Annotated in this window: 37 protein-coding genes; 23 read left to right on the top strand and 14 right to left on the bottom strand. The window is 67.5% G+C overall.

Annotated features, from left to right (window positions below; genetic code table 11):
* Positions 1 to 52: 52 nt before the first annotated feature.
* From MKK84_RS32955 to MKK84_RS32910, 11 genes are all read right to left on the bottom strand, one after another.
* The gene (locus MKK84_RS32955) at positions 53 to 304 is read right to left on the bottom strand and encodes a DUF1376 domain-containing protein (protein ID WP_243926867.1); all 252 of its coding nucleotides are present in this window, start codon (positions 302 to 304) and stop codon (positions 53 to 55) included.
* Positions 301 to 576, bottom strand: coding sequence for a hypothetical protein (locus tag MKK84_RS32950; protein WP_243926865.1), 276 nt, complete (start codon positions 574 to 576; stop codon positions 301 to 303). Before MKK84_RS32950 ends, MKK84_RS32955 begins: the two co-directional genes overlap by 4 nt.
* Entirely contained in the window at positions 576 to 776 is a 201-nt protein-coding gene (locus tag MKK84_RS32945) for a hypothetical protein (protein ID WP_243926863.1), read from the bottom strand. The genes MKK84_RS32950 and MKK84_RS32945 overlap by 1 nt, the downstream gene beginning before the upstream one ends.
* Entirely contained in the window at positions 773 to 1,471 is a 699-nt protein-coding gene (locus MKK84_RS32940; protein WP_243926861.1) for a hypothetical protein, read from the bottom strand. The genes MKK84_RS32945 and MKK84_RS32940 overlap by 4 nt, the downstream gene beginning before the upstream one ends.
* Entirely contained in the window at positions 1,468 to 2,025 is a 558-nt protein-coding gene (locus tag MKK84_RS32935) for a hypothetical protein (protein ID WP_243926859.1), read from the bottom strand. The genes MKK84_RS32940 and MKK84_RS32935 overlap by 4 nt, the downstream gene beginning before the upstream one ends.
* Before the next feature lie 10 nt (positions 2,026 to 2,035).
* The gene (locus MKK84_RS32930; protein ID WP_243926857.1) at positions 2,036 to 2,536 is read right to left on the bottom strand and encodes a hypothetical protein; all 501 of its coding nucleotides are present in this window, start codon (positions 2,534 to 2,536) and stop codon (positions 2,036 to 2,038) included.
* Positions 2,537 to 2,586: 50 nt separating this feature from the next.
* Positions 2,587 to 3,042: a MucR family transcriptional regulator gene (locus MKK84_RS32925; protein WP_243926855.1), complete on the bottom strand. Its 456-nt coding sequence runs from the start codon at positions 3,040 to 3,042 to the stop codon at positions 2,587 to 2,589.
* Positions 3,043 to 3,090: 48 nt separating this feature from the next.
* Positions 3,091 to 3,369, bottom strand: a complete 279-nt coding sequence (locus MKK84_RS32920) for a hypothetical protein (RefSeq protein WP_243926854.1) — start codon at positions 3,367 to 3,369, stop codon at positions 3,091 to 3,093.
* Between the two features lie 45 nt (positions 3,370 to 3,414).
* Entirely contained in the window at positions 3,415 to 3,837 is a 423-nt protein-coding gene (locus MKK84_RS32915) for a hypothetical protein (RefSeq protein ID WP_243926852.1), read from the bottom strand.
* 240 nt (positions 3,838 to 4,077) lie between these two features.
* Positions 4,078 to 4,209 (bottom strand): hypothetical protein, encoded by a 132-nt coding sequence (locus tag MKK84_RS35610; protein ID WP_279599837.1) that lies wholly within the window; start codon positions 4,207 to 4,209, stop codon positions 4,078 to 4,080.
* Positions 4,206 to 4,436 carry a hypothetical protein gene (locus tag MKK84_RS32910; protein WP_243926850.1) on the bottom strand — a complete coding sequence of 77 codons (231 nt, stop codon included), beginning with the start codon at positions 4,434 to 4,436 and terminating at the stop codon, positions 4,206 to 4,208. The genes MKK84_RS35610 and MKK84_RS32910 overlap by 4 nt, the downstream gene beginning before the upstream one ends.
* Before the next feature lie 237 nt (positions 4,437 to 4,673).
* On the opposite strand from MKK84_RS32910, the gene MKK84_RS32905 reads away from it, so the two are divergent.
* The 17 genes from MKK84_RS32905 to MKK84_RS32825 all read left to right on the top strand — a co-directional run bounded on the left by MKK84_RS32905 (position 4,674) and on the right by MKK84_RS32825 (position 12,472).
* Complete coding sequence (locus MKK84_RS32905) at positions 4,674 to 5,381, top strand: S24 family peptidase (protein ID WP_243926849.1); 708 nt, start codon at positions 4,674 to 4,676, stop codon at positions 5,379 to 5,381.
* Between the two features lie 501 nt (positions 5,382 to 5,882).
* Positions 5,883 to 6,032: a hypothetical protein gene (locus MKK84_RS32900; protein ID WP_243926847.1), complete on the top strand. Its 150-nt coding sequence runs from the start codon at positions 5,883 to 5,885 to the stop codon at positions 6,030 to 6,032.
* On the top strand, positions 6,032 to 6,256 hold the full coding sequence (locus MKK84_RS32895; protein ID WP_243926846.1) for a hypothetical protein: 225 nt from the start codon (positions 6,032 to 6,034) through the stop codon (positions 6,254 to 6,256). The genes MKK84_RS32900 and MKK84_RS32895 overlap by 1 nt, the downstream gene beginning before the upstream one ends.
* Positions 6,256 to 6,597, top strand: coding sequence for a YdaS family helix-turn-helix protein (locus MKK84_RS32890; protein ID WP_243926844.1), 342 nt, complete (start codon positions 6,256 to 6,258; stop codon positions 6,595 to 6,597). Before MKK84_RS32895 ends, MKK84_RS32890 begins: the two co-directional genes overlap by 1 nt.
* A complete protein-coding gene (locus MKK84_RS32885) occupies positions 6,597 to 6,878 on the top strand; it encodes a hypothetical protein (RefSeq protein ID WP_243926842.1) in 282 nt (93 codons plus the stop codon). The genes MKK84_RS32890 and MKK84_RS32885 overlap by 1 nt, the downstream gene beginning before the upstream one ends.
* A gap of 2 nt (positions 6,879 to 6,880) precedes the next feature.
* The gene (locus tag MKK84_RS32880) at positions 6,881 to 7,165 is read left to right on the top strand and encodes a hypothetical protein (protein WP_243926840.1); all 285 of its coding nucleotides are present in this window, start codon (positions 6,881 to 6,883) and stop codon (positions 7,163 to 7,165) included.
* Complete coding sequence (locus MKK84_RS32875; protein ID WP_243926838.1) at positions 7,162 to 7,464, top strand: hypothetical protein; 303 nt, start codon at positions 7,162 to 7,164, stop codon at positions 7,462 to 7,464. The genes MKK84_RS32880 and MKK84_RS32875 overlap by 4 nt, the downstream gene beginning before the upstream one ends.
* Positions 7,461 to 7,718 (top strand): hypothetical protein, encoded by a 258-nt coding sequence (locus MKK84_RS32870; RefSeq protein ID WP_243926836.1) that lies wholly within the window; start codon positions 7,461 to 7,463, stop codon positions 7,716 to 7,718. The genes MKK84_RS32875 and MKK84_RS32870 overlap by 4 nt, the downstream gene beginning before the upstream one ends.
* Positions 7,715 to 8,077 (top strand): helix-turn-helix transcriptional regulator, encoded by a 363-nt coding sequence (locus MKK84_RS32865; RefSeq protein ID WP_243926834.1) that lies wholly within the window; start codon positions 7,715 to 7,717, stop codon positions 8,075 to 8,077. The genes MKK84_RS32870 and MKK84_RS32865 overlap by 4 nt, the downstream gene beginning before the upstream one ends.
* A 32-nt stretch (positions 8,078 to 8,109) precedes the next feature.
* Positions 8,110 to 8,463 (top strand): hypothetical protein, encoded by a 354-nt coding sequence (locus MKK84_RS32860; protein WP_243926832.1) that lies wholly within the window; start codon positions 8,110 to 8,112, stop codon positions 8,461 to 8,463.
* Positions 8,463 to 9,443 carry a PD-(D/E)XK nuclease family protein gene (locus MKK84_RS32855; protein ID WP_243926830.1) on the top strand — a complete coding sequence of 327 codons (981 nt, stop codon included), beginning with the start codon at positions 8,463 to 8,465 and terminating at the stop codon, positions 9,441 to 9,443. Before MKK84_RS32860 ends, MKK84_RS32855 begins: the two co-directional genes overlap by 1 nt.
* Positions 9,440 to 10,402: an AAA family ATPase gene (locus tag MKK84_RS32850; protein ID WP_243926829.1), complete on the top strand. Its 963-nt coding sequence runs from the start codon at positions 9,440 to 9,442 to the stop codon at positions 10,400 to 10,402. The genes MKK84_RS32855 and MKK84_RS32850 overlap by 4 nt, the downstream gene beginning before the upstream one ends.
* A 1-nt stretch (position 10,403) precedes the next feature.
* Positions 10,404 to 10,874: a hypothetical protein gene (locus MKK84_RS32845; protein WP_243926827.1), complete on the top strand. Its 471-nt coding sequence runs from the start codon at positions 10,404 to 10,406 to the stop codon at positions 10,872 to 10,874.
* Positions 10,871 to 11,194, top strand: a complete 324-nt coding sequence (locus tag MKK84_RS32840) for a hypothetical protein (RefSeq protein WP_243926825.1) — start codon at positions 10,871 to 10,873, stop codon at positions 11,192 to 11,194. The genes MKK84_RS32845 and MKK84_RS32840 overlap by 4 nt, the downstream gene beginning before the upstream one ends.
* The gene (locus MKK84_RS32835) at positions 11,191 to 11,763 is read left to right on the top strand and encodes a hypothetical protein (RefSeq protein ID WP_243926823.1); all 573 of its coding nucleotides are present in this window, start codon (positions 11,191 to 11,193) and stop codon (positions 11,761 to 11,763) included. Before MKK84_RS32840 ends, MKK84_RS32835 begins: the two co-directional genes overlap by 4 nt.
* The gene (locus MKK84_RS32830) at positions 11,760 to 12,140 is read left to right on the top strand and encodes an SLOG family protein (RefSeq protein ID WP_243926821.1); all 381 of its coding nucleotides are present in this window, start codon (positions 11,760 to 11,762) and stop codon (positions 12,138 to 12,140) included. Before MKK84_RS32835 ends, MKK84_RS32830 begins: the two co-directional genes overlap by 4 nt.
* Positions 12,137 to 12,472: a hypothetical protein gene (locus MKK84_RS32825; RefSeq protein WP_243926819.1), complete on the top strand. Its 336-nt coding sequence runs from the start codon at positions 12,137 to 12,139 to the stop codon at positions 12,470 to 12,472. Before MKK84_RS32830 ends, MKK84_RS32825 begins: the two co-directional genes overlap by 4 nt.
* 11 nt (positions 12,473 to 12,483) lie before the next feature.
* Here the strand turns inward: MKK84_RS32825 and MKK84_RS32820 are convergent, their stop codons facing one another.
* Both MKK84_RS32820 and MKK84_RS32815 read right to left on the bottom strand, forming a co-directional pair.
* Positions 12,484 to 12,753 (bottom strand): hypothetical protein, encoded by a 270-nt coding sequence (locus MKK84_RS32820; RefSeq protein WP_243926817.1) that lies wholly within the window; start codon positions 12,751 to 12,753, stop codon positions 12,484 to 12,486.
* Positions 12,754 to 12,845: 92 nt separating this feature from the next.
* Entirely contained in the window at positions 12,846 to 13,106 is a 261-nt protein-coding gene (locus MKK84_RS32815) for a hypothetical protein (RefSeq protein WP_243926815.1), read from the bottom strand.
* A 134-nt stretch (positions 13,107 to 13,240) separates the two neighbouring features.
* Here MKK84_RS32815 and MKK84_RS32810 point away from each other — a divergent pair, with 134 nt between their 5' ends.
* Positions 13,241 to 13,900 carry a hypothetical protein gene (locus MKK84_RS32810; RefSeq protein ID WP_243926813.1) on the top strand — a complete coding sequence of 220 codons (660 nt, stop codon included), beginning with the start codon at positions 13,241 to 13,243 and terminating at the stop codon, positions 13,898 to 13,900.
* A gap of 32 nt (positions 13,901 to 13,932) precedes the next feature.
* Here the strand turns inward: MKK84_RS32810 and MKK84_RS32805 are convergent, their stop codons facing one another.
* Positions 13,933 to 14,739 (bottom strand): hypothetical protein, encoded by an 807-nt coding sequence (locus MKK84_RS32805; protein WP_243926811.1) that lies wholly within the window; start codon positions 14,737 to 14,739, stop codon positions 13,933 to 13,935.
* A gap of 83 nt (positions 14,740 to 14,822) precedes the next feature.
* Here MKK84_RS32805 and MKK84_RS32800 point away from each other — a divergent pair, with 83 nt between their 5' ends.
* The 5 genes from MKK84_RS32800 to MKK84_RS32780 are packed head-to-tail and all read left to right on the top strand — an operon-like array spanning position 14,823 to position 16,196.
* On the top strand, positions 14,823 to 15,029 hold the full coding sequence (locus tag MKK84_RS32800; RefSeq protein ID WP_243926809.1) for a hypothetical protein: 207 nt from the start codon (positions 14,823 to 14,825) through the stop codon (positions 15,027 to 15,029).
* Between the two features lie 10 nt (positions 15,030 to 15,039).
* Positions 15,040 to 15,402: an HNH endonuclease gene (locus MKK84_RS32795; RefSeq protein ID WP_243926808.1), complete on the top strand. Its 363-nt coding sequence runs from the start codon at positions 15,040 to 15,042 to the stop codon at positions 15,400 to 15,402.
* Positions 15,395 to 15,688, top strand: coding sequence for a hypothetical protein (locus MKK84_RS32790; protein ID WP_243926806.1), 294 nt, complete (start codon positions 15,395 to 15,397; stop codon positions 15,686 to 15,688). Before MKK84_RS32795 ends, MKK84_RS32790 begins: the two co-directional genes overlap by 8 nt.
* A 2-nt stretch (positions 15,689 to 15,690) precedes the next feature.
* On the top strand, positions 15,691 to 15,978 hold the full coding sequence (locus tag MKK84_RS32785; protein WP_243926804.1) for a hypothetical protein: 288 nt from the start codon (positions 15,691 to 15,693) through the stop codon (positions 15,976 to 15,978).
* On the top strand, positions 15,975 to 16,196 hold the full coding sequence (locus tag MKK84_RS32780) for a hypothetical protein (protein WP_243926803.1): 222 nt from the start codon (positions 15,975 to 15,977) through the stop codon (positions 16,194 to 16,196). Before MKK84_RS32785 ends, MKK84_RS32780 begins: the two co-directional genes overlap by 4 nt.
* The last annotated feature ends 1 nt before the right edge of the window (position 16,197 follow it).

Here is a 16,197-nt window from a genome sequence, read left to right as displayed (position 1 = left end):
TCAAGAACCGCGCCTGAGGCCAGCGCCTACGACGCCAAAGCTGGACGTCGGATCAGCTCAGCCGCACCGTACCGTACCCAGCTTGCGAAGGGGTCCCAATTGCACGCCGATCCGGGGTCCCATTCCAACGCCTTTTGACACACCGGAAGATGCTCTGGAGGAACCGGGTCGAGTTCGGGACCGGCCCGCCAACGTCGTACATCGCGTGGCAGAGCCGCAGGTACGCCGCCTCCTGTTCGAGCGTCAGCTCGATCGTGCCGACGTTCCAGGCACGGAAATCCATCTTGTAGAACTCGCCCTTCACGACACGCCTCCGCAGGTGCAGCAGCGGGCGCGAAGGCTCGCGTTCTCGGCCAGCAGCCGAGCTATCTCTTCATCCGCCACCATCAGGCGGCGCTCTGGGTCGGTGAGGTACGATCGGTGGTAGGCGCGATAGGCCTGCGCGGCCTGCTCGTGCAGTGCCGGATCCTCGCTGGCGGCGGCGGCGCGATGCAGATCGACGTACCGCTGGAGCAGCATGCTGCGGTGCGCCGCCTGGCGCCCAAACAGCTCGCGTAGGCGATCCATGAGGCTCATCAGGCAGCCCTCCGCCGGAATCGGACCGGGAGCATTTCCTCGGGCAGCAGGTGGACGCCCGGCGCAAAGCGGGGCGGAAGCTCGGTGCCGTCTGGATGAAAGGCCTGGGCCGCGAGCTGGTAGGTCTCAGCCACGTCCAGGCACTGGCTGTAGGCCCCGCGGTAGACGATCGCGGCGTCTCGAATGATGACCCAAGTCATGCCGCCGCTCCGTCGAAGAGCGGTGAGGGCGCCTGCACGCCGAAGCGCGCGGCGTCGTCTGGGCGGGTCAGCGCCTTGCGACAGCCGGGTGGGATCCAGAACGGTGCAAGCGGGGCGCGCCCGCGCACCCACACGAACCACGCGTAGGAGGTGGCCGTGCCCGCTTCCGGGTCCCATCGGCCCTTCGTCATCGGCACGCGCTCGACGAACGGCGCGAACAGCGTCGGCGGCCGATCACGGAACAGCGTCTCGTAGCGCTCGACGCCCTCGACCCACACGGTGCGCAGCAGCATCGCAACGACGGGCGCCAGCGTCAGCGCGCGCAAGGTGAAGGCGGTTGCCGGCCTGAACGGCGGGTTGGTGATGATGAACTCGGGCGCCATCCCATCCGGCGGCGAGCCGATCACGGTGCGGTCGTCGAGGAAGTCCTCGACCCGGTAGCCGCGCCCGTAGTCGAAGATGTCGAAGCCCCAGCCGCCGCCGCCGAAGTACTCCAAGAGAACCTCGAACAGGTGGCCCTCGCCGCATGCCGGATCCCAGCAGGCGGTGAACTGCATATCCTGCTGCAGGCCGATGTGCGGCAGCACATGCTCGCACAGCGCCCGCGTGGCCCAAGGCGGCGTCGGGAAGAAGTCGAGGCTGTCCGGCGGCTCGCGCCTGGACGCCATGACAGCGGTGTGGCCGGCCGGAATCATGCCGTGCCCCGCTTCAGAAGGAACGGATGCACCGGCGGCGTGGCGTCAGGCGCCCAGAGATTGCAGCCGTACCACCAGAGCGCGCCGGCATCGGCCGCGTCGAGGCTCGACGGGTCCCAGCCCAGCGCCCGGCAAACCTTTCGAGCCTCGCGCTTGGCTGCGTCACCGGGCATGTCGCCCCGACCCAGGAAGGCCTTGCGAACCGTCGAGACGGCCACGCGCTTGACCATCACGCGGCGGGCCCGAGCGAAACCGGTAATCGAAGCCCAGAGGCCCTTGGTGATCAGCAGGGAATCGGCGTTCGTCTTGCCGCCCATCCCGGTCATGATCGGCGCCTCGACGATGATGCGGAAATCGCCGGCCGCCACGGCATCGCGCTCGGCGTAGAGCCGATCGGCAATCCAGCCGCAGGCACGACCCCAGGTATCCTCGAAGTCGTCGCCTTCCTTGCGGAGCGCGACGTCGTAGAGGCGCGGGGTCTGCCCCGGGCGGCCCTCGCCGACGCCAGAGTTGCTGGCGAGGTCGAGGCCCATGACGATGCCGGTGTAGGCCATGATCGAGGGCTCAGTTCAGCGCGCGGAGGCCGGTGGCCAGCGTCTCGGCGCCGTTCCCGGAACCGCCGATCGAAGCCGCGTCGAGCGCAGCATCCCGGTCCTTGCGCTCCCGCTCCCGTCGCTTCTGTGCGGGCGAGCGGACGTCGTCCTCGACGTCCTCTTTGCCTGCGAGCGCGGCGCCGCCGAGCGGCGTGTCTGCGAGATCGCCGAGCGCGTGCCGGATCTGGTCGAAGCTCTCCTGGTCCTCGGTCTCCAGGTCCTCGCGCATCGCCTCGAGCTTCCGCTCGGTTGCCCGCACCTTGATGACCGTCTTTAAGGCCCGCTTCGGGATGCCCCAGGCGGTCTTGGCCTCGTCGTAAACGGCTTTCGTGTCCTCGGAGAAAACCGAGCACTCGCGCATGTAAGCCATGTGCGCGGCCTCTTTCTTCACCGCGATCGCCTCGATCCGATCGACGCATTCCTTGGTGCGCTTCGGATCGAAGCCGTTTCCGTGCTGAGCGGCGGTCATCATGCTCTCCTGTGATCAGGCCCGCGCGCCGGGCCGGGCGGTTGCGGGTGGGATCAGGCGACGGCGGCGAGCGGAGCGCGGCCGATCTGGCCGCCGACCACGCCGAGGCCGAGGCTTTTCGCCAGGGCAGAGCGCTGAGCGGAGTAGGACGGCGCGGTCATCGGGTAGTCGGCGCCGAGGCCGAACCGGTCTCGGTAGGACTTCGGGTCGAGCCCGTGGCGCGTGAGGTGCCGCTTCAAGGTCTTGTACGGGCGGCCGTCGATGAAGCTGATCAGCGCGTCCGGCGTGATGGACTTGCGGATCTGCGCCGGGGTCAGCGATTCCGCGGCGGCCTCAACCGGCACAGCGGCCCGGCCCAAGCCGGCGATCGCGGCGTGCATCGAGGCGATCAGCTCCGGCAGCTCGTTCGGCGGCACGTGGTGCGTCCGGACGTAATTCGCGACGATGTTGACCGTGTAGTCGATCGCCGTGTCGATGCCGGGCGTCAGGTCGTAAGTCTCGTCGGACATGGTGCTCTCCTGGGAACAGAGCGGTGGGGAAGGGGTGCGGCGCTGCGCTCAGAGAGAGCGGAAAGGCACGGCCGGCTGCCGCGGTACGAGGCGCTCGCCGCCCGGCTCGTTGGTGAGGGGGGCCTCTTCGAGGATGTTCGGCACAGCGAGCACTACGAGGCGCTGCTCGTCGAAGACCTGATCCTCGACCGGCTTGCCGTCCTTCAGCTCGCGGCTCTGGACCACGATGCGGCGGCAGGCGTGCAGGTATTCCGTGATGCTGACGGCGATACCCTCGTAGCCGGTGATCACATCCTTGACGGTCTGCCCGAGTTCGACGGTGGCCATGATGTCCTCCAGATGCGCGGACACGCCCCGCGTGGGCGGTGCGTGTCAGAGCTGGGAGTCCCGGCTGTCGCTCAATCGTTGCCGCTCCGCGTCCACCAGCGGCGTAGGCGCTCCCTCTGGACGTCCAGAAAGAGCACGAGCCGCGCGCACAGAAGGCCGATCAGCCCCGAGGATCGGTTCGGCGGCGGTCGCGGCATCGTCGAGTTTCCCCCGCTGGCGTTCTATCTCGTTGGCGTAGGCGTCCGCGATCGCGGTGTAGACATCGGCCCAGATCCGCTTCGGCGTTCGATACCGGAGCGACCACAAGGTGCCATATTCGACACCATGGCGCCGCGAGAGGCGCCTCATCGCGTTATCGAGATCACCCGGACCCCGACTTTCCCAGCGCAGCAAATCGCTGAGCCGAGATTTAGACTGGATAACCTCAGCAGTCGCCATTTGCGCGTCCCGCAAAAGCTTCTTGCACATCTGCAAATCGACCCATGGTGTAACGAGGACACCGAAGGAGGATTTGATGAGCGGTCAGAGGGACCCGGCACGCAGAACACTGATCCGGATTTACAAGCATGCGCACGTCTTCGACTTGGCGGAAGAGCAACGTGTGCGAGCGAAAGGCGACCCCGCGGTGGGTCGAAGCGATGGCACCGCGGGACGCTCCAGCCCCGGCGAAACGCCGGTCACCGGGGCGAGCTGAAAGGGAAGGGGCGCTCATACGAGCACCCATGCGAGGCCGGTGAGAAGCGCAGTGCCCACGAGCAAGAAGAAGCCGCGGCCGCCGAGCGCGATGGCGATCAGTACAGCCGCTGAACTGACGACGGGGGCGGTAAGGATCGCGATCATCGCGTCGCCGCCTCACAGATCAGGCGGGCGGTCTCAACGACGCGCTCGTTGTGCGCGTGCTCGGTCAGCAGATGCGCGAGGTGCTCTGCGGCATCCGAATCGAGGCGCGTGAAGATGTCGCCGACGAGGAAGATGCCGCCGGCCGGCGAGACCCCGCACGTGACGACGTAGCGAGCGCCCTGTTTGACGCCGTGCTTGTCGAAGGTGAGGTCGCGCGCGGCCGGCATCAGGCGGCCTCGGTCACGGCAGGTGCGGCTGAGCGCTCAGCCCGCTCGCGAATAAGATGCGCCTGAACCAGCACATCGTTGTCGATAGCGAGACCTTTCGCCTGCGCGGCCTCTACGATCCGAGGCCAGTAGCCGACGGGTATGGACCCGCGCTGCCGCATGTCGCTGCCGCGCGCGCCAGGGTTCCTAGTGAACCCACAGATGACACCGAAGGCCGTAGGACCCCCGAGTGCAGCGATGATTTCGGCGACGGATTCCATGGCGACTGGCACTCTACGCCTGATGCGTAGCGGATGTCAACGCACATTGCGTAACGCTTTGTGCGAAGCGCCGAGCATGGATTCGATCGCCGAACGCCTGCAGTACCTTCGCAAGAAAGCCGGGTTCGCCACGGCCACCGACGCTGCACGCGCTTTCGGGTGGGCCGTGCCGACCTACCTCGGACATGAGAACGGCGATCGGAACCCGAGCCGTGAGACAGCGAAGCGCTACGCTGCCGCCTATAAGACCCGCTGGGAGTGGATCCTCGAGGGCGGCCCACGGCTCGACGCTCCGAAGGATGACACTGTGCCGATCGTCGGCGATGTCGGCGCCGGTGCTCGCATCATCTTCACCGGCGAACCGCAGGGTGGGTATGACCGAGCGCCCCGCCCACCAGGATCGTCCCCCGATACTGTCGCCGCCCGCGTGAGGGGCGACTCCATGCCTGGACTCGCAGAGGACGACTGGCTGATCTACTACGACGATCGGGTGCGCGGACTATCTGATGAGTGGATCGGCCAGCTCTGCGTTGTGTGGATCTCCGAAGACGAGGTCTACGTGAAAAAGGTCTTCCGAGGCCGCGATGGAGGCCCGTACCTGCTCGTATCGACCGGCGGGCTGCCGCCGATTGAGGTCGAGCAGATCGAGTGGTCGGCCAAGGTCGCCTGGATCAAGCCACGCTAATAATCGTCTGTTTCCGGCACTTCTCCGATACGGGCCAAATAAGTCGGCTGTGAATACTCATCTGCGCTACTAGGTCCAGGGCAGGAATAAGCGAGAGCGCCAGCGGCCTTGTTCTCAATGACGAGCCGCTCAGCTAAGCGTTTTGCAGCCTCTGCGCTAGGACATTGTCTGATCGAGCCGGCAGCCAATGCTCCCCGATTACCACGTACGAACGGTTGTACAGCGTGATACTGCGCGTGAGCCATCACTATACCTCGATCCGGTTCTGACGATCAAAACCTGACCCCAAAAATAGAACGCAACAAGAACAAATCCACGCGTAACCGGCACAATCGTAAATCGTGTGTCTGCACCAAGGGTTGGGCTGTGCGTGGTTGTGGACAACGCAATCTGCGCAGCTGTGATGCCGCACGATACAACGCTACGCAATGTGCGTTGACAAGCGTTACGCACGATGCGTAGTATCTGCCATCGCCGCTCAATGAGCCGATGGAGCCCCAGATGCTCACCGCCCTCGACCTCTACCTCTCGCACGCCTCGGCCACCTCGCTGGTCGTTCATGGCTTTCTCGGCATCGTCGCGGTGTTTGGCACCGTCTTCGGCGCCGGTAGCCTCGCCGATCACGTGGCCGCCGTCCGGGCGACCCGTTGATGGCCGCCGACTGGATCTCCCCGAAGGACCGGCTGCCCGACGAGGGCCAGGTCGTCGAGATTTCGATCCTCGCCGGCAGCCTCGACGTCAGCCGCGCGAAACGTCTCGGCGAGCGCTGGTTCGTCGAACGCGACGTCGGCGGCCCGTATCAGATGTGCGAGCCGGCGATGCCGGCCTACTGGCGCCCGATCGCCCGTAAGCAGCAAGCTGCGAGGGCTGCCTGATGGCCGCCCGCCCGCGCTTCAAATCTACCGCTGAGTTCGTGCGGGCCTCGACAGCGGTGCGCCGTGCCGTTGCGGCCGCCGGTGGCGCCGCCGCCGTCGGTCAGCGCTTGGGCATCTCGGGTGCCGCCGTCAGCCAGTGGGTGCTGTGCCCGCCGCTGCGCGTTCTCCATGTCGAAGCGATGTCAGGCGTGTCCCGGAGTGAACTCCGCCCGGACATGCACCCGCCGGCTGACTGCGCTGATCGTCCCCTGACGGCCGAGCAGGCTGTCTCCGCCCACCTCGCTGCCGGCGCTCACTTCGCGCTGACCGGGCGGTGCATGTCAGCGGAGGTGTCACGCTGATGGCCGCCGAGCGCATTTTCCGCTTCGCCGTCGACGGCGACAGCTACATCAACCTCGCGGGCGATCGGCGCATCGCTCTGCTCGCCGTCTGCGTCGCCTCTCAGCAGGGCGCCGGCTTCGGCGACTATCTCGACCTCCGGCAGGTCGAATGCCCTGCCTGCCGCGCGCCGGGCTTCAACACCGGGTGGGGCGCGTGGCGCTTCACCTGCGGCGCTGAAGTGCTGGGCGGCGAGGACGTCGACTTCAGCGAGCCGTGCCGCGCGAAGACGGAGGCCGCCTGACCATGGCGACCCACGCCGCCAAGGCCCGCGCCGCCAGCCTCGCCCGCTTCAAGGCGCGCTGTGAAGCTGGCCGCGCTCATCTCCCCGATACCCGCTTCCGCCCGAGCGAGAGCCCGGCGCTGAACGCCGCCATCGCCGACGTTGAGGATCACGCCCGCCGCTGGGTGGCCGCCCGCGTCGAGACCAACCGCGAACTCGGCCGCATCGAGCCGCCGGCCCGCGACACCCGCCTCAACCTCATCCTCGCGCCCGCCGCCGTGCGGTCGCCGACCGGAGCCCTGCTGTGAACGCGCCGCATCCCTTCCGCGCCCAGTACGGGCATCTCGCGGTCGCGCCGGACCCTGAGCCGCTGCCGTGCATGTCCGAGGCGATCGGGCGGCTCGAATCCTCCCTCGGGACCCTCGACGGGATCGCCGAAGCTGCGCTGACCGCGGTCCACCACGTCGAGCGCGCCACTCTCGCCGGCGCGGGCCAGCGCTTCGACTATAGGCGCCTGGAGGATGTGGTCGCCAAGTTGGCGGAGGTCACTCGGCGCACCGAGGCCGCCCGCGCGCGGGTCTCCAGCAAGCTCATGGGTGTCTCGTGAGCGCCGCCGATCGCATCGAACGCCTCTGCATCAGTGCGGCGGCCCAGGCCTGCGGCGACACCGAGGCCAGCACCGAGCTCACCATGGGCGTCGCTTCTGCGCTGGCGGCCGTGATCGCGGTGACGCTGGCCGGTCTGCCCGACGCAAGCGATCGCCTGGCGCGCGTGATCGCTGATGGCCTGCCTGAGATGGTCGCGCGGCGGGCTCAGACCGTGCGCGCCCAGATGCACAGCGAAGCGGGGACGGTCCAATGAGCGCGACCGCCGCCACTTCGCGCCGCAAGCCCGCGGATCCGCCGGAGCACCGCCGCGCCGTCGGCGCCATGGTCCGCGCGGCCCGCCTCGATCGCGGCCTCTCCCTCGGAGCAGTCGGCGATCGCGTCGGCACCTCGCCGGTGATGATCCATCATGTGGAATCCGGGCGCAGCCGCATGCCGCGCGCCCGAATTGCGGCGGCCGCCGAGGTGCTCGGCCTCGCGCCTGAGGCCTTCGACCGCCCGTCGCTCGCAGCTCAAGACGCGCTCGAGGCCGCCATGCTGATCGGCTTCCGGCACCTGCCGGAAAGCGAGCGTCTCGCCCTTCTCCAGATGGTCACCCTTGAGGGCCGCCCGTGATCTTCCCGCCCTTCTCACCCACGGAGGTCATCATGACCCGCGCCGTCATGCCGGCGGATCACCTGCCGCGTCCCGAGCCGATGACGCCGGAGCGCGCTGCCCAGGCGCTCTACGACGCGGGGCACCGGTCCGCTTTTCTCGGGGCCACCGACGGGCAGATCGCCATCGCGATCGCGCGCTCGTTCCCACCGGACGTCCGGCTCGGCGACACCTTCAACAGCGCGTCTGCCTACGAGGCGGTTCGCTACCACCTTCGCCGCATCTGCGCTGCTGCGATCGCCGCGCCGTTCGATCCCGAGCACATCGCCGCTCTCAAGGCCGAAGCGCGGAACTGCGCGCGTCCCACGCGGCATGTCCGCCGCGCTGAATCCGAAGGGGCGAAGTGATGGCCATGGAGATCACGCCTCATCTCGCCGGCTTCGTCCGCGGTCCCGGCCTCTACCGGATGAACGCAGACGTCTATCACGCCGACTGCGCGCCGGAGCCGTCGCTTTCCTCCTCGATCGCGAAGGTGCTCCTCGAACAGAGCCCGGAGCATGCCGCGCTCGCTCATCCGCGGTTGCGGGCCGAGAAGCCGGAAGAGCGGGACGCAACCCGGCCGCAGGAGATCGGCACCGTCGCCCATAAGCTCATCCTGGGCCAGGGCGCCGAGGTCGTGCCGATCGACTTCGACGACTACAAGAAGGCCGACGCGAAGACCGGACGCGCCGACGCCTACAAGGCCGGGCGGTGCCCGATCCTCATGCCCGACCTGGTGGTGGCTGAGCGGATCGCTGATCGCGTTCTGGGCCGCCTGCCGTTGATCCCCGGTTGCGAAGGGTTCGTCACCGCGCCGGCCGAGGTCGTGGCGGTCGTGCAGGATCGGTCCGGCGCATGGCTGCGCATCATGATGGACCGCGTCGAGATCCACGCGACGCACGCCATCATCTGGGACGTGAAGACGTCGAGCCAGCCAGCCGCGCCACAGGGCCTGGGCCGCCGCGTCGAACAGATGAGCATGGAGGTGCAGGCCGCGCTCTACACGCGCGTGCTGGCCACCCTGCTGCCACACCTCTCCGGCCGCATCCGCTTCCGCTGGATCTTCGTCGAGGCCGACGAGCCGAACGGCCTGTGCGTCGCCGAGGCCGATGGCACCGGCCTGGAGATTGGCGCCCGGAAGGTCTCGGCCGCGATCCACCTCTGGAATCGCTGCCGCACCGCCGACGAGTGGCCCGGCTACCCGGCGCAGATCATCCGCTGCGGCTTCCCCGAATGGGCGGCGAGTCGCTGGGTCGAGCGCGAGCAGACCGACCCGCGGCTTGAGGGCGTCTCCTACGACGTCGCGCAGAGCCCGTTCCGCCCCCTCGACATGGGAGACGCCGCGTGAGCTTCACCTTCGCACCCGCCGCGAGCTTTACGGAGCGCGCCGGCCTGTTCGTCAGCCTCACGGGCGGTACGAACTCTGGAAAGACGTACAGCGCCATGCGCCTCGCCCGCGGCATCGCCGGGCCCGAGGGCAAGATCGCTGTTCTCGACACCGAGGGCGGCCGCACGCTGCACCTGAAGGATGCCTTCGCCTTCGACGCGAATGTCATGGACGCGCCCTTCCGGCCCGAGCGCTTCTCACAGGCAGCGCAGGCAGCGGAGCAGGCCGGCTATGCGGCCCTTGTGATCGACAGCTTCTCGATGGAGTGGGTCGGCATGGGGGGCGTGCTCGACTGGCAGGCGGCCGAGCACAAGCGCCTGGGTGGCTCGGATGCGAAGAAGGGCCAGTCCTGGATCGCGCCGAAGATGGCTCACAAGGCCATGGTCTACGCGCTCCTCCAGCGCCGCATCCCGATCATCTTCTCGATCCGCGGCGAGGAGACATTCATCCCGCCGAATACGAAGATCTTCAAATCCATCACCAACCGGATGTTTCCGTTCGAAGTGACGGTCTCGTTCCGTCTGGAGAGCGAGCGGAAGGGCTACCTCGACCTGTCCGACCCGAAGTCGTGGAAGATGGAGGGCGCGCACCAGGAGATCTTCCGGCACGGCGATCGGCTCAGCGAAGAGCACGGCGCCCGGCTCGCAGCCTGGGCCCGCGGCGAGCGCGTCGCGCCGACGGAGGAGAAGTCGGTCGCGGCGCCCGCACCGGCAGCGGCGGCCATGACGAAGCGTGAGCTGTTCGCCGCCGCGCGTGCGGCGGCCGCGAAGGGTCAGGACGCCTTCGACGAATGGGTCAACCCGCTTCCGGAGACCGCATACGACTCTCTCGGTCAGATCTGGAATGAGCTGCAGGGGCTGATTGCCAAGGCGGACGAGGGCTTCCCGGGCGACACGCCGGCCAACGAGAGGGCCGCCTGACATGCACGCCCGTATTGAACTCTCCTACGCCGCCAGCGAACGCATCCGGAAGATGACTCGACCGGAGCGCGAGCAACTAGTCCGCCTGCTGCCGACGTTCGAGGTGCCTCTCGATGAGGAGGTGCCCGAGAAGTGGACCATCGCCTGGAACCAGCGGGACTTCACGATCGACCTCTCTGACATCGGCCCCAAGCTGATCGAATTGGGGCTGTCGTTCGAGGTGAAGCGATTCACGGGGTGCTATCGCTTGGCTGAGCCCGGCAAGTCCGGGCCCGGCACGACAAACAACATCCAGATCGCGATCCCGAATCTTCTCCTCTTCGCAGTCGATGAGGTGAAGCTGCTGGACGACGCCTGCACGGACCTGTTGCAGAGCCATCTGGACGAGGGCTGGCGGATCCTCGCCGTCTGCCCGCCGCCGGCCCAGCGCCGGCCGGACTACATCATCGGGCGTCAGAGGGGGCAGGCGTGAAGAGCCTCGACCTCTCCACCCTCGACCCGCTGCAGCTGGCCTTGGCGGCTGAGACTGCGGCCCGGGCCACGCTGGGCGACGCCGCGATGCTCGGCGCGTGCAGCGAGCGGCCGACCGGCGACGCCACCGCACGCGCACTCGAACTCGGCCAAGCCCTGGCGATCCTGGCGGTGTTCATGGGCGTGATCGACGAGAACTGGGACGTGTTCGAGCCAGTGCTGGCTGCGTGCCTGCGCGGGGATCGGATCGACCTCGAGGAAGGCGTGCTGGAGCGCGCCAGAGGGGACGAGCGGCCCGCGCTCGCGCTGGTGGCGCGATGATGGCTGCACACACCTATGGCGGCGTGCCGGTCCCCTACACGGTCTCCTGGAGCGCAGAGGAAGCGTTTCGTGTCGATCGGTGCCCGCACGCGAACCGCATGGCCATCTGCCATGAGGTGGCGCCAGGCCAAGGGAAACCGCAGTTCGGCAAGCCGCACAGCCAGCGGCAGCGCGAGGCCATCGCCGACGATCTTTGCGACCTGTGCGGCCGCACGCTGCGCAACAAGACGAAGGTCTCGCTCTCGCATGCTCGGCCGCGAGCGAACGGCGCCGAGGGTCTGGCGATCCTCCAAGTCGAGCCGCTGCTGCACCGGCAGTGCGCGGCGACAAGCCTCCGCCACTGCCCGTCGCTGAAGCGAGACGTCGCGGCCGGCACGGTGGTGATCCGGCAGGTGAACCGGCACCGCGTGCAGTTCGCGATCATGTCGTCGGAATATGTCGGGACCCTCGTGCCCGGCTACCAAGCCAAGTCGGAAGATCGCATCGCTGGGCACGCGAAGGTTGAGCTTCTGCGGTGGGTCGATCGTGACGCGGCTTGGCTGCTCCGCACTGCGGAGGACCGGCCATGAGGATCCTCGTCTGCGGAAGCCGCAACCTCGAGAACCTCGACCTCGCGTGGAACTGGTTGGAGGACCACGCGCGGGACCTCTGCGCCGAGGCTCTCGGCCGGGACGCGAACGCTCGGATCACCCACGTCATCGAGGGCGGCGCGCGAGGAGCCGACGAGGCTGCTCGCTGCTGGGCGCGGGCGAGCAACATCCCGATGCATACCTTCGCGCCCGACTGGGAGCGCTACGGCCGGCAGGCGGGCCCGCTCCGGAATGCGCAGATGCTGGCCGAGGGCCAGCCCGACGCGGTGATCGCGTTCCCGGGCGGAGCCGGCACCGCAGACATGGTGCGCAAGGCGCGCGCCGCCGGGCTGCCGGTGGTGGAGGCAAGGCTATGAAGCCGCTCACCGCACGCCAGGCCGAGGTGCTGGCCACGATCCGCGAGGCCGGCATGTGTCGGATCGCCGTGCGCAAAACGCGGCGCCAGCCCGGCTCGCATGGCCGCTGCCGGATGGTGCGGCCGCAGCTCAGCGACGAGCCCACAGCCTACCGCGCCGAGTGCGCTGGCCGCCGCCTGCCGATCCGGACCGTCGAGGCGCTCCTGTGCCGGGGCGAGCTCGTCCCGCTGCGTCGCGGCTGGAGCCTGTGCGTCCGGCTTCGAGCGCGGGATCCCGATCCGGCGATCGGGCGGGCGTTCGGGGAGCGGGTGAGCGCGGGGGAGGGGGTATGAGGCAGATCGCTCTACCGACCCGGCCACACATCGAAGTTACGGGACCGCTTCGGTGGATCGCCCTGCGATCGAGCTTCGATCCGATGCGACATCCGGCCGACGCCCATCATGGAGCGCAGCTTCGCGGTCACGCCGATCATCACCAGCAACCCGGCCACGAGTGCGAAGACGGTCAGCGTGTGCCGGATAGCATCGTCGTACTGCGGACTGGCGTGGACGATCAGCCAGCCCACGCCAACAAACGCGGCGGCGCAGATCAGCGGGATCGTCGGGTCGGACATCGCTCGGTTAACGGCCAGCGCGCCGGCCGGGTTCAGACGCTTCGCACCTCGCTTACCCCGACGAGCGGCGAGGCAGCCAGGCAATGAGGTGCCTAATCAGAACTGCCCCACGTCGCGATTCCTCGACTATTGGCTTGGATGCTCTGGGCAGCATAGCCGCCGTTCTGCGCAGCCTGATCCAACATCAGGGCGGTGCCGACGACGGTCACCATCGCTGTGCAAGCGCACAGCAGAATCCAGAGGCCCTGTTCGATCTCTGCAGCATGCTTAGCGTCGGCGATGAGAATGCCGTAGCCGATCAGCCCAAAGAAGGCGGCAACAGAGAACGCGTCCGCATAGTCTGCTGTATTCATAGTGCTCTCCGATTTGGCGCGGGCCGCCCGTCGCCCAATGCGGATGCCCGACGGCATCCTCGAAGTCCGGAGTGGTCCGCTGCGAACCACCTGCTGAAGCTTAACTACGCAGGCTATGTGCCAGGAGCGGCGGCATGATGTGCTGGGCTTCACGAACCGGCACGCGCCGGAACCTCGACGCCCTAGGCCGTCATGGCTGGGGCCTGCTCATCTCGCGCGCTGGCGTCTGGCGCGTGGAAGAGTGGACCTGCCCGGCGACGGGCGAGCGGATCCGTTTCCGCATCGTTGCCGACAACGGCGCATGGAGCGATTTTCAGACCGGGCAGGAGTTCGACGAGGAGGCGTTCGAGCGCTTCCTGATCTGGCTGTCAGGGCTGAGCCGGCCGCCGGAATGGCTGGTGCTGCCGGACATGGTGGCGGGTGGCCTGCGCTCGCTCGAACTCTCCACCCGCTACCTCAACCGGTGCCTATCGGTCGCGCCGCTCGTTCTAATCGCCGTGCAGGACGGCATGGAGCACGCCGACCTCGCGCCGCTGGTGGGCCCGAACGTCGGCATCTTCCTGGGCGGCTCAACCGAGTGGAAGCTCGCCCGCATGGCCGACTGGGGCGCGTTCTGCCGCGAGCGCGGCTGCCACTACCACGTGGCGCGGGTGAACACGGTGCGCCGCATCCGCATGGCGCACGCCGCGGCCGCGGACAGCATCGACGGGACGAGCGCCACCCGTTTCGCGGTCACGCTGCCGATGATCGACGCGGCGGCCCGGCAGCCTGATCTGTTCGGGAGGGCGGCATGAACGCGCTTCTCGTATTTGAGGGTCTTGACCTGTTAGGCGTTGAGCGCTCGGGCCTCCAGTATGCGAATACGCGACCACGCGGATTCGAGCTCCTCGCTCAACTGTTGTCTGAGTTCGTCCATGGCGGCGATCCAATTAATCCTCGCGGCTCCAATCCTCAAACGGGCCGACCTAATTTCGATTGGACTCAGTTCGTATTCCCCGTCTTCAACGTCTATTGCCCCTACATCTGTGCGGAACGCCGCATCGAAATCGTTCAGGGCTCCTTCGAGTTCTATGGAAGCGTCAAAAAAAGTGGCGCGGGCATCGAATGCACCAGAACCGAACGGATGCCGCGCCTTTATATTACGCAAGGAACGCAATTCGGCATCAATGAAATTTCTCGATTCCCGCATTTGCTCACCAAAAACTGGATATATATCCTGCAAGTCTCTATCATCATAAAATTCCAAAAGTCTTCGCGTTTGATACCGGACATCATTAAAATTATCGAGAAAAATAATCTCTTGTTCGAGATCTTTAGCGAGATCGACCATGGGCTGGCGAGCAGACACTGCAGTCTGCCTATACATCTGGCGAAGCTGGCCACGCGCAGGTATTACGGCAATAGCAGCAGCACCAAGCGCCACAATCGCACCGATGAACGCCTGGTATCGATTAAACCAGAACTCGAAACAGCCAGCAGACTCATTGATTTTTGCGGCTTTAGCGGCTTCCTCATCCCAGCAGACACTTTCCATGCTGGTCTCAAGCACGATAGCCAACAGCATCAACGCGACCGCGCCGGCCCACGGCGCCCAGCGCCGCAACTCGCCATCGCGCACAAAGTTCTTGAACACGCCCGGTCCTCTCGATCGCAGCGCGCGAGCGTAGCAGCGCGCTGGGCTACGCGCACCGCCACCGAAGCCGCGGATCTCGTCCCATGAAACCGAACGCCTGCCACATGCCGGAACCGGCCCCGCGCTCCGAGGCCGAGATCTACCGGAGCATCCGGGACGTGGTCATCCGCTCGCACTGCAAACGGAAGGTCGGAGCGCACCAGTGCGCCGGCGCGATCACGATCACCCGAACGGACATCACCCTGAACTGCCGGCTGTGTGGCGATCTCCGCCAGACGCTGGCGAGCTGAAAGTAGCGACATGCCGATCTCAGCCGCCCGCATGAAGCGTTACCCGGGTGGGTCGATCCGTTCACCAGAATGGCTCGCCCTACGCGCGTCGATCTTGGACCGGGCCGGCGACCGCTGCGAGGGCACACCGCAGTTCCCGGCCTGCCGCGCGGTCAACGGGGAGCCGCATCCGGAGACGCGGTCGAAGGTCGTGCTGACGATCGCGCACATGGACCAGGATCCCGGTCACAACGACCCGGCGAACCTGCGGGCGCTCTGTCAGCGCTGCCATAACGCCTGGGACCGGCCCCACCGCGCGGTGAACGCCAGCATCACCCGAAAGCTGCGCATCGGGCAGCCCGACTTCTTCGCAACGGAGGCGTCCCATGGGTGAGCAGAAGCGCCGCGCAGCCGCCGGCCACGTCCCGCCCGACGGCATGGCGAACGTCTCGGGCCGGCACGTCACCGAGCTCGCCCGCGGGATCATGGACCTGCTGGAGAAGCCCTTCGACGAGGGGATGCAGGCCGACATTGCCGCGCACGTGATGGTCGTCACCGCGGTGGACCTCTGGCGGGCGAACTACGGCGACGAGCACGCCGCCCGGATGCTGAAGCGCGCGATCGACCGGCGGCTGGAGATGCCGACGGAATACTGGGGCGGCACGAAGGGGAGCGCCTGACCATGCATATCGGACGCGTGGCGGGCGCGACCCGCAACCTCGGAGCGCCGGCCGACTGGGACCCGGCGAAGGACGGCATCTGCGGCGGCCTGCCGATCCGCGACGAGCTGCACAGCCCGGGCGTGAATCGGATGATCTCGGCTTGGCTGCCGACGCCGGAGGAGATCGCGCTCATCGCCGCCGGCGCCCCGATCTACCTCGGTGTACTCGGCATCGCGCACCCGCCCGTCTCGCTGTCCGTCGGCAACCCGCCGGTGGAGGATGCTGCTCAGTCGGAGCCCCGCCCATGATCGGCCGCACGTACCTCGAGAAGGGCGCGCCCGTCCGCATCCTGATCCGCTGGGGCAAGACCGGTGCTGGGCTGGCCGCGCCGATCGGCAAGCTGGATGGTTCCGCCTGGGGCCTCCGCCGCGCCCCGCACAACGTCTTGATCGAGCGAGAGGACGGCAGCCGGGTCGTCCGGCCGTTCCGTGGTCTGCGCAAGCTGCCGGAGGCGAGCCATGGATGAG

Origin of the sequence: Methylobacterium sp. E-065 (assembly GCF_022829605.1) — a bacterium.
Taxonomy (GTDB): domain Bacteria; phylum Pseudomonadota; class Alphaproteobacteria; order Rhizobiales; family Beijerinckiaceae; genus Methylobacterium.
The sequence above is the reverse complement of the archived record's forward strand: the minus strand, read 5'-3'. Positions and strand labels throughout refer to the sequence as shown.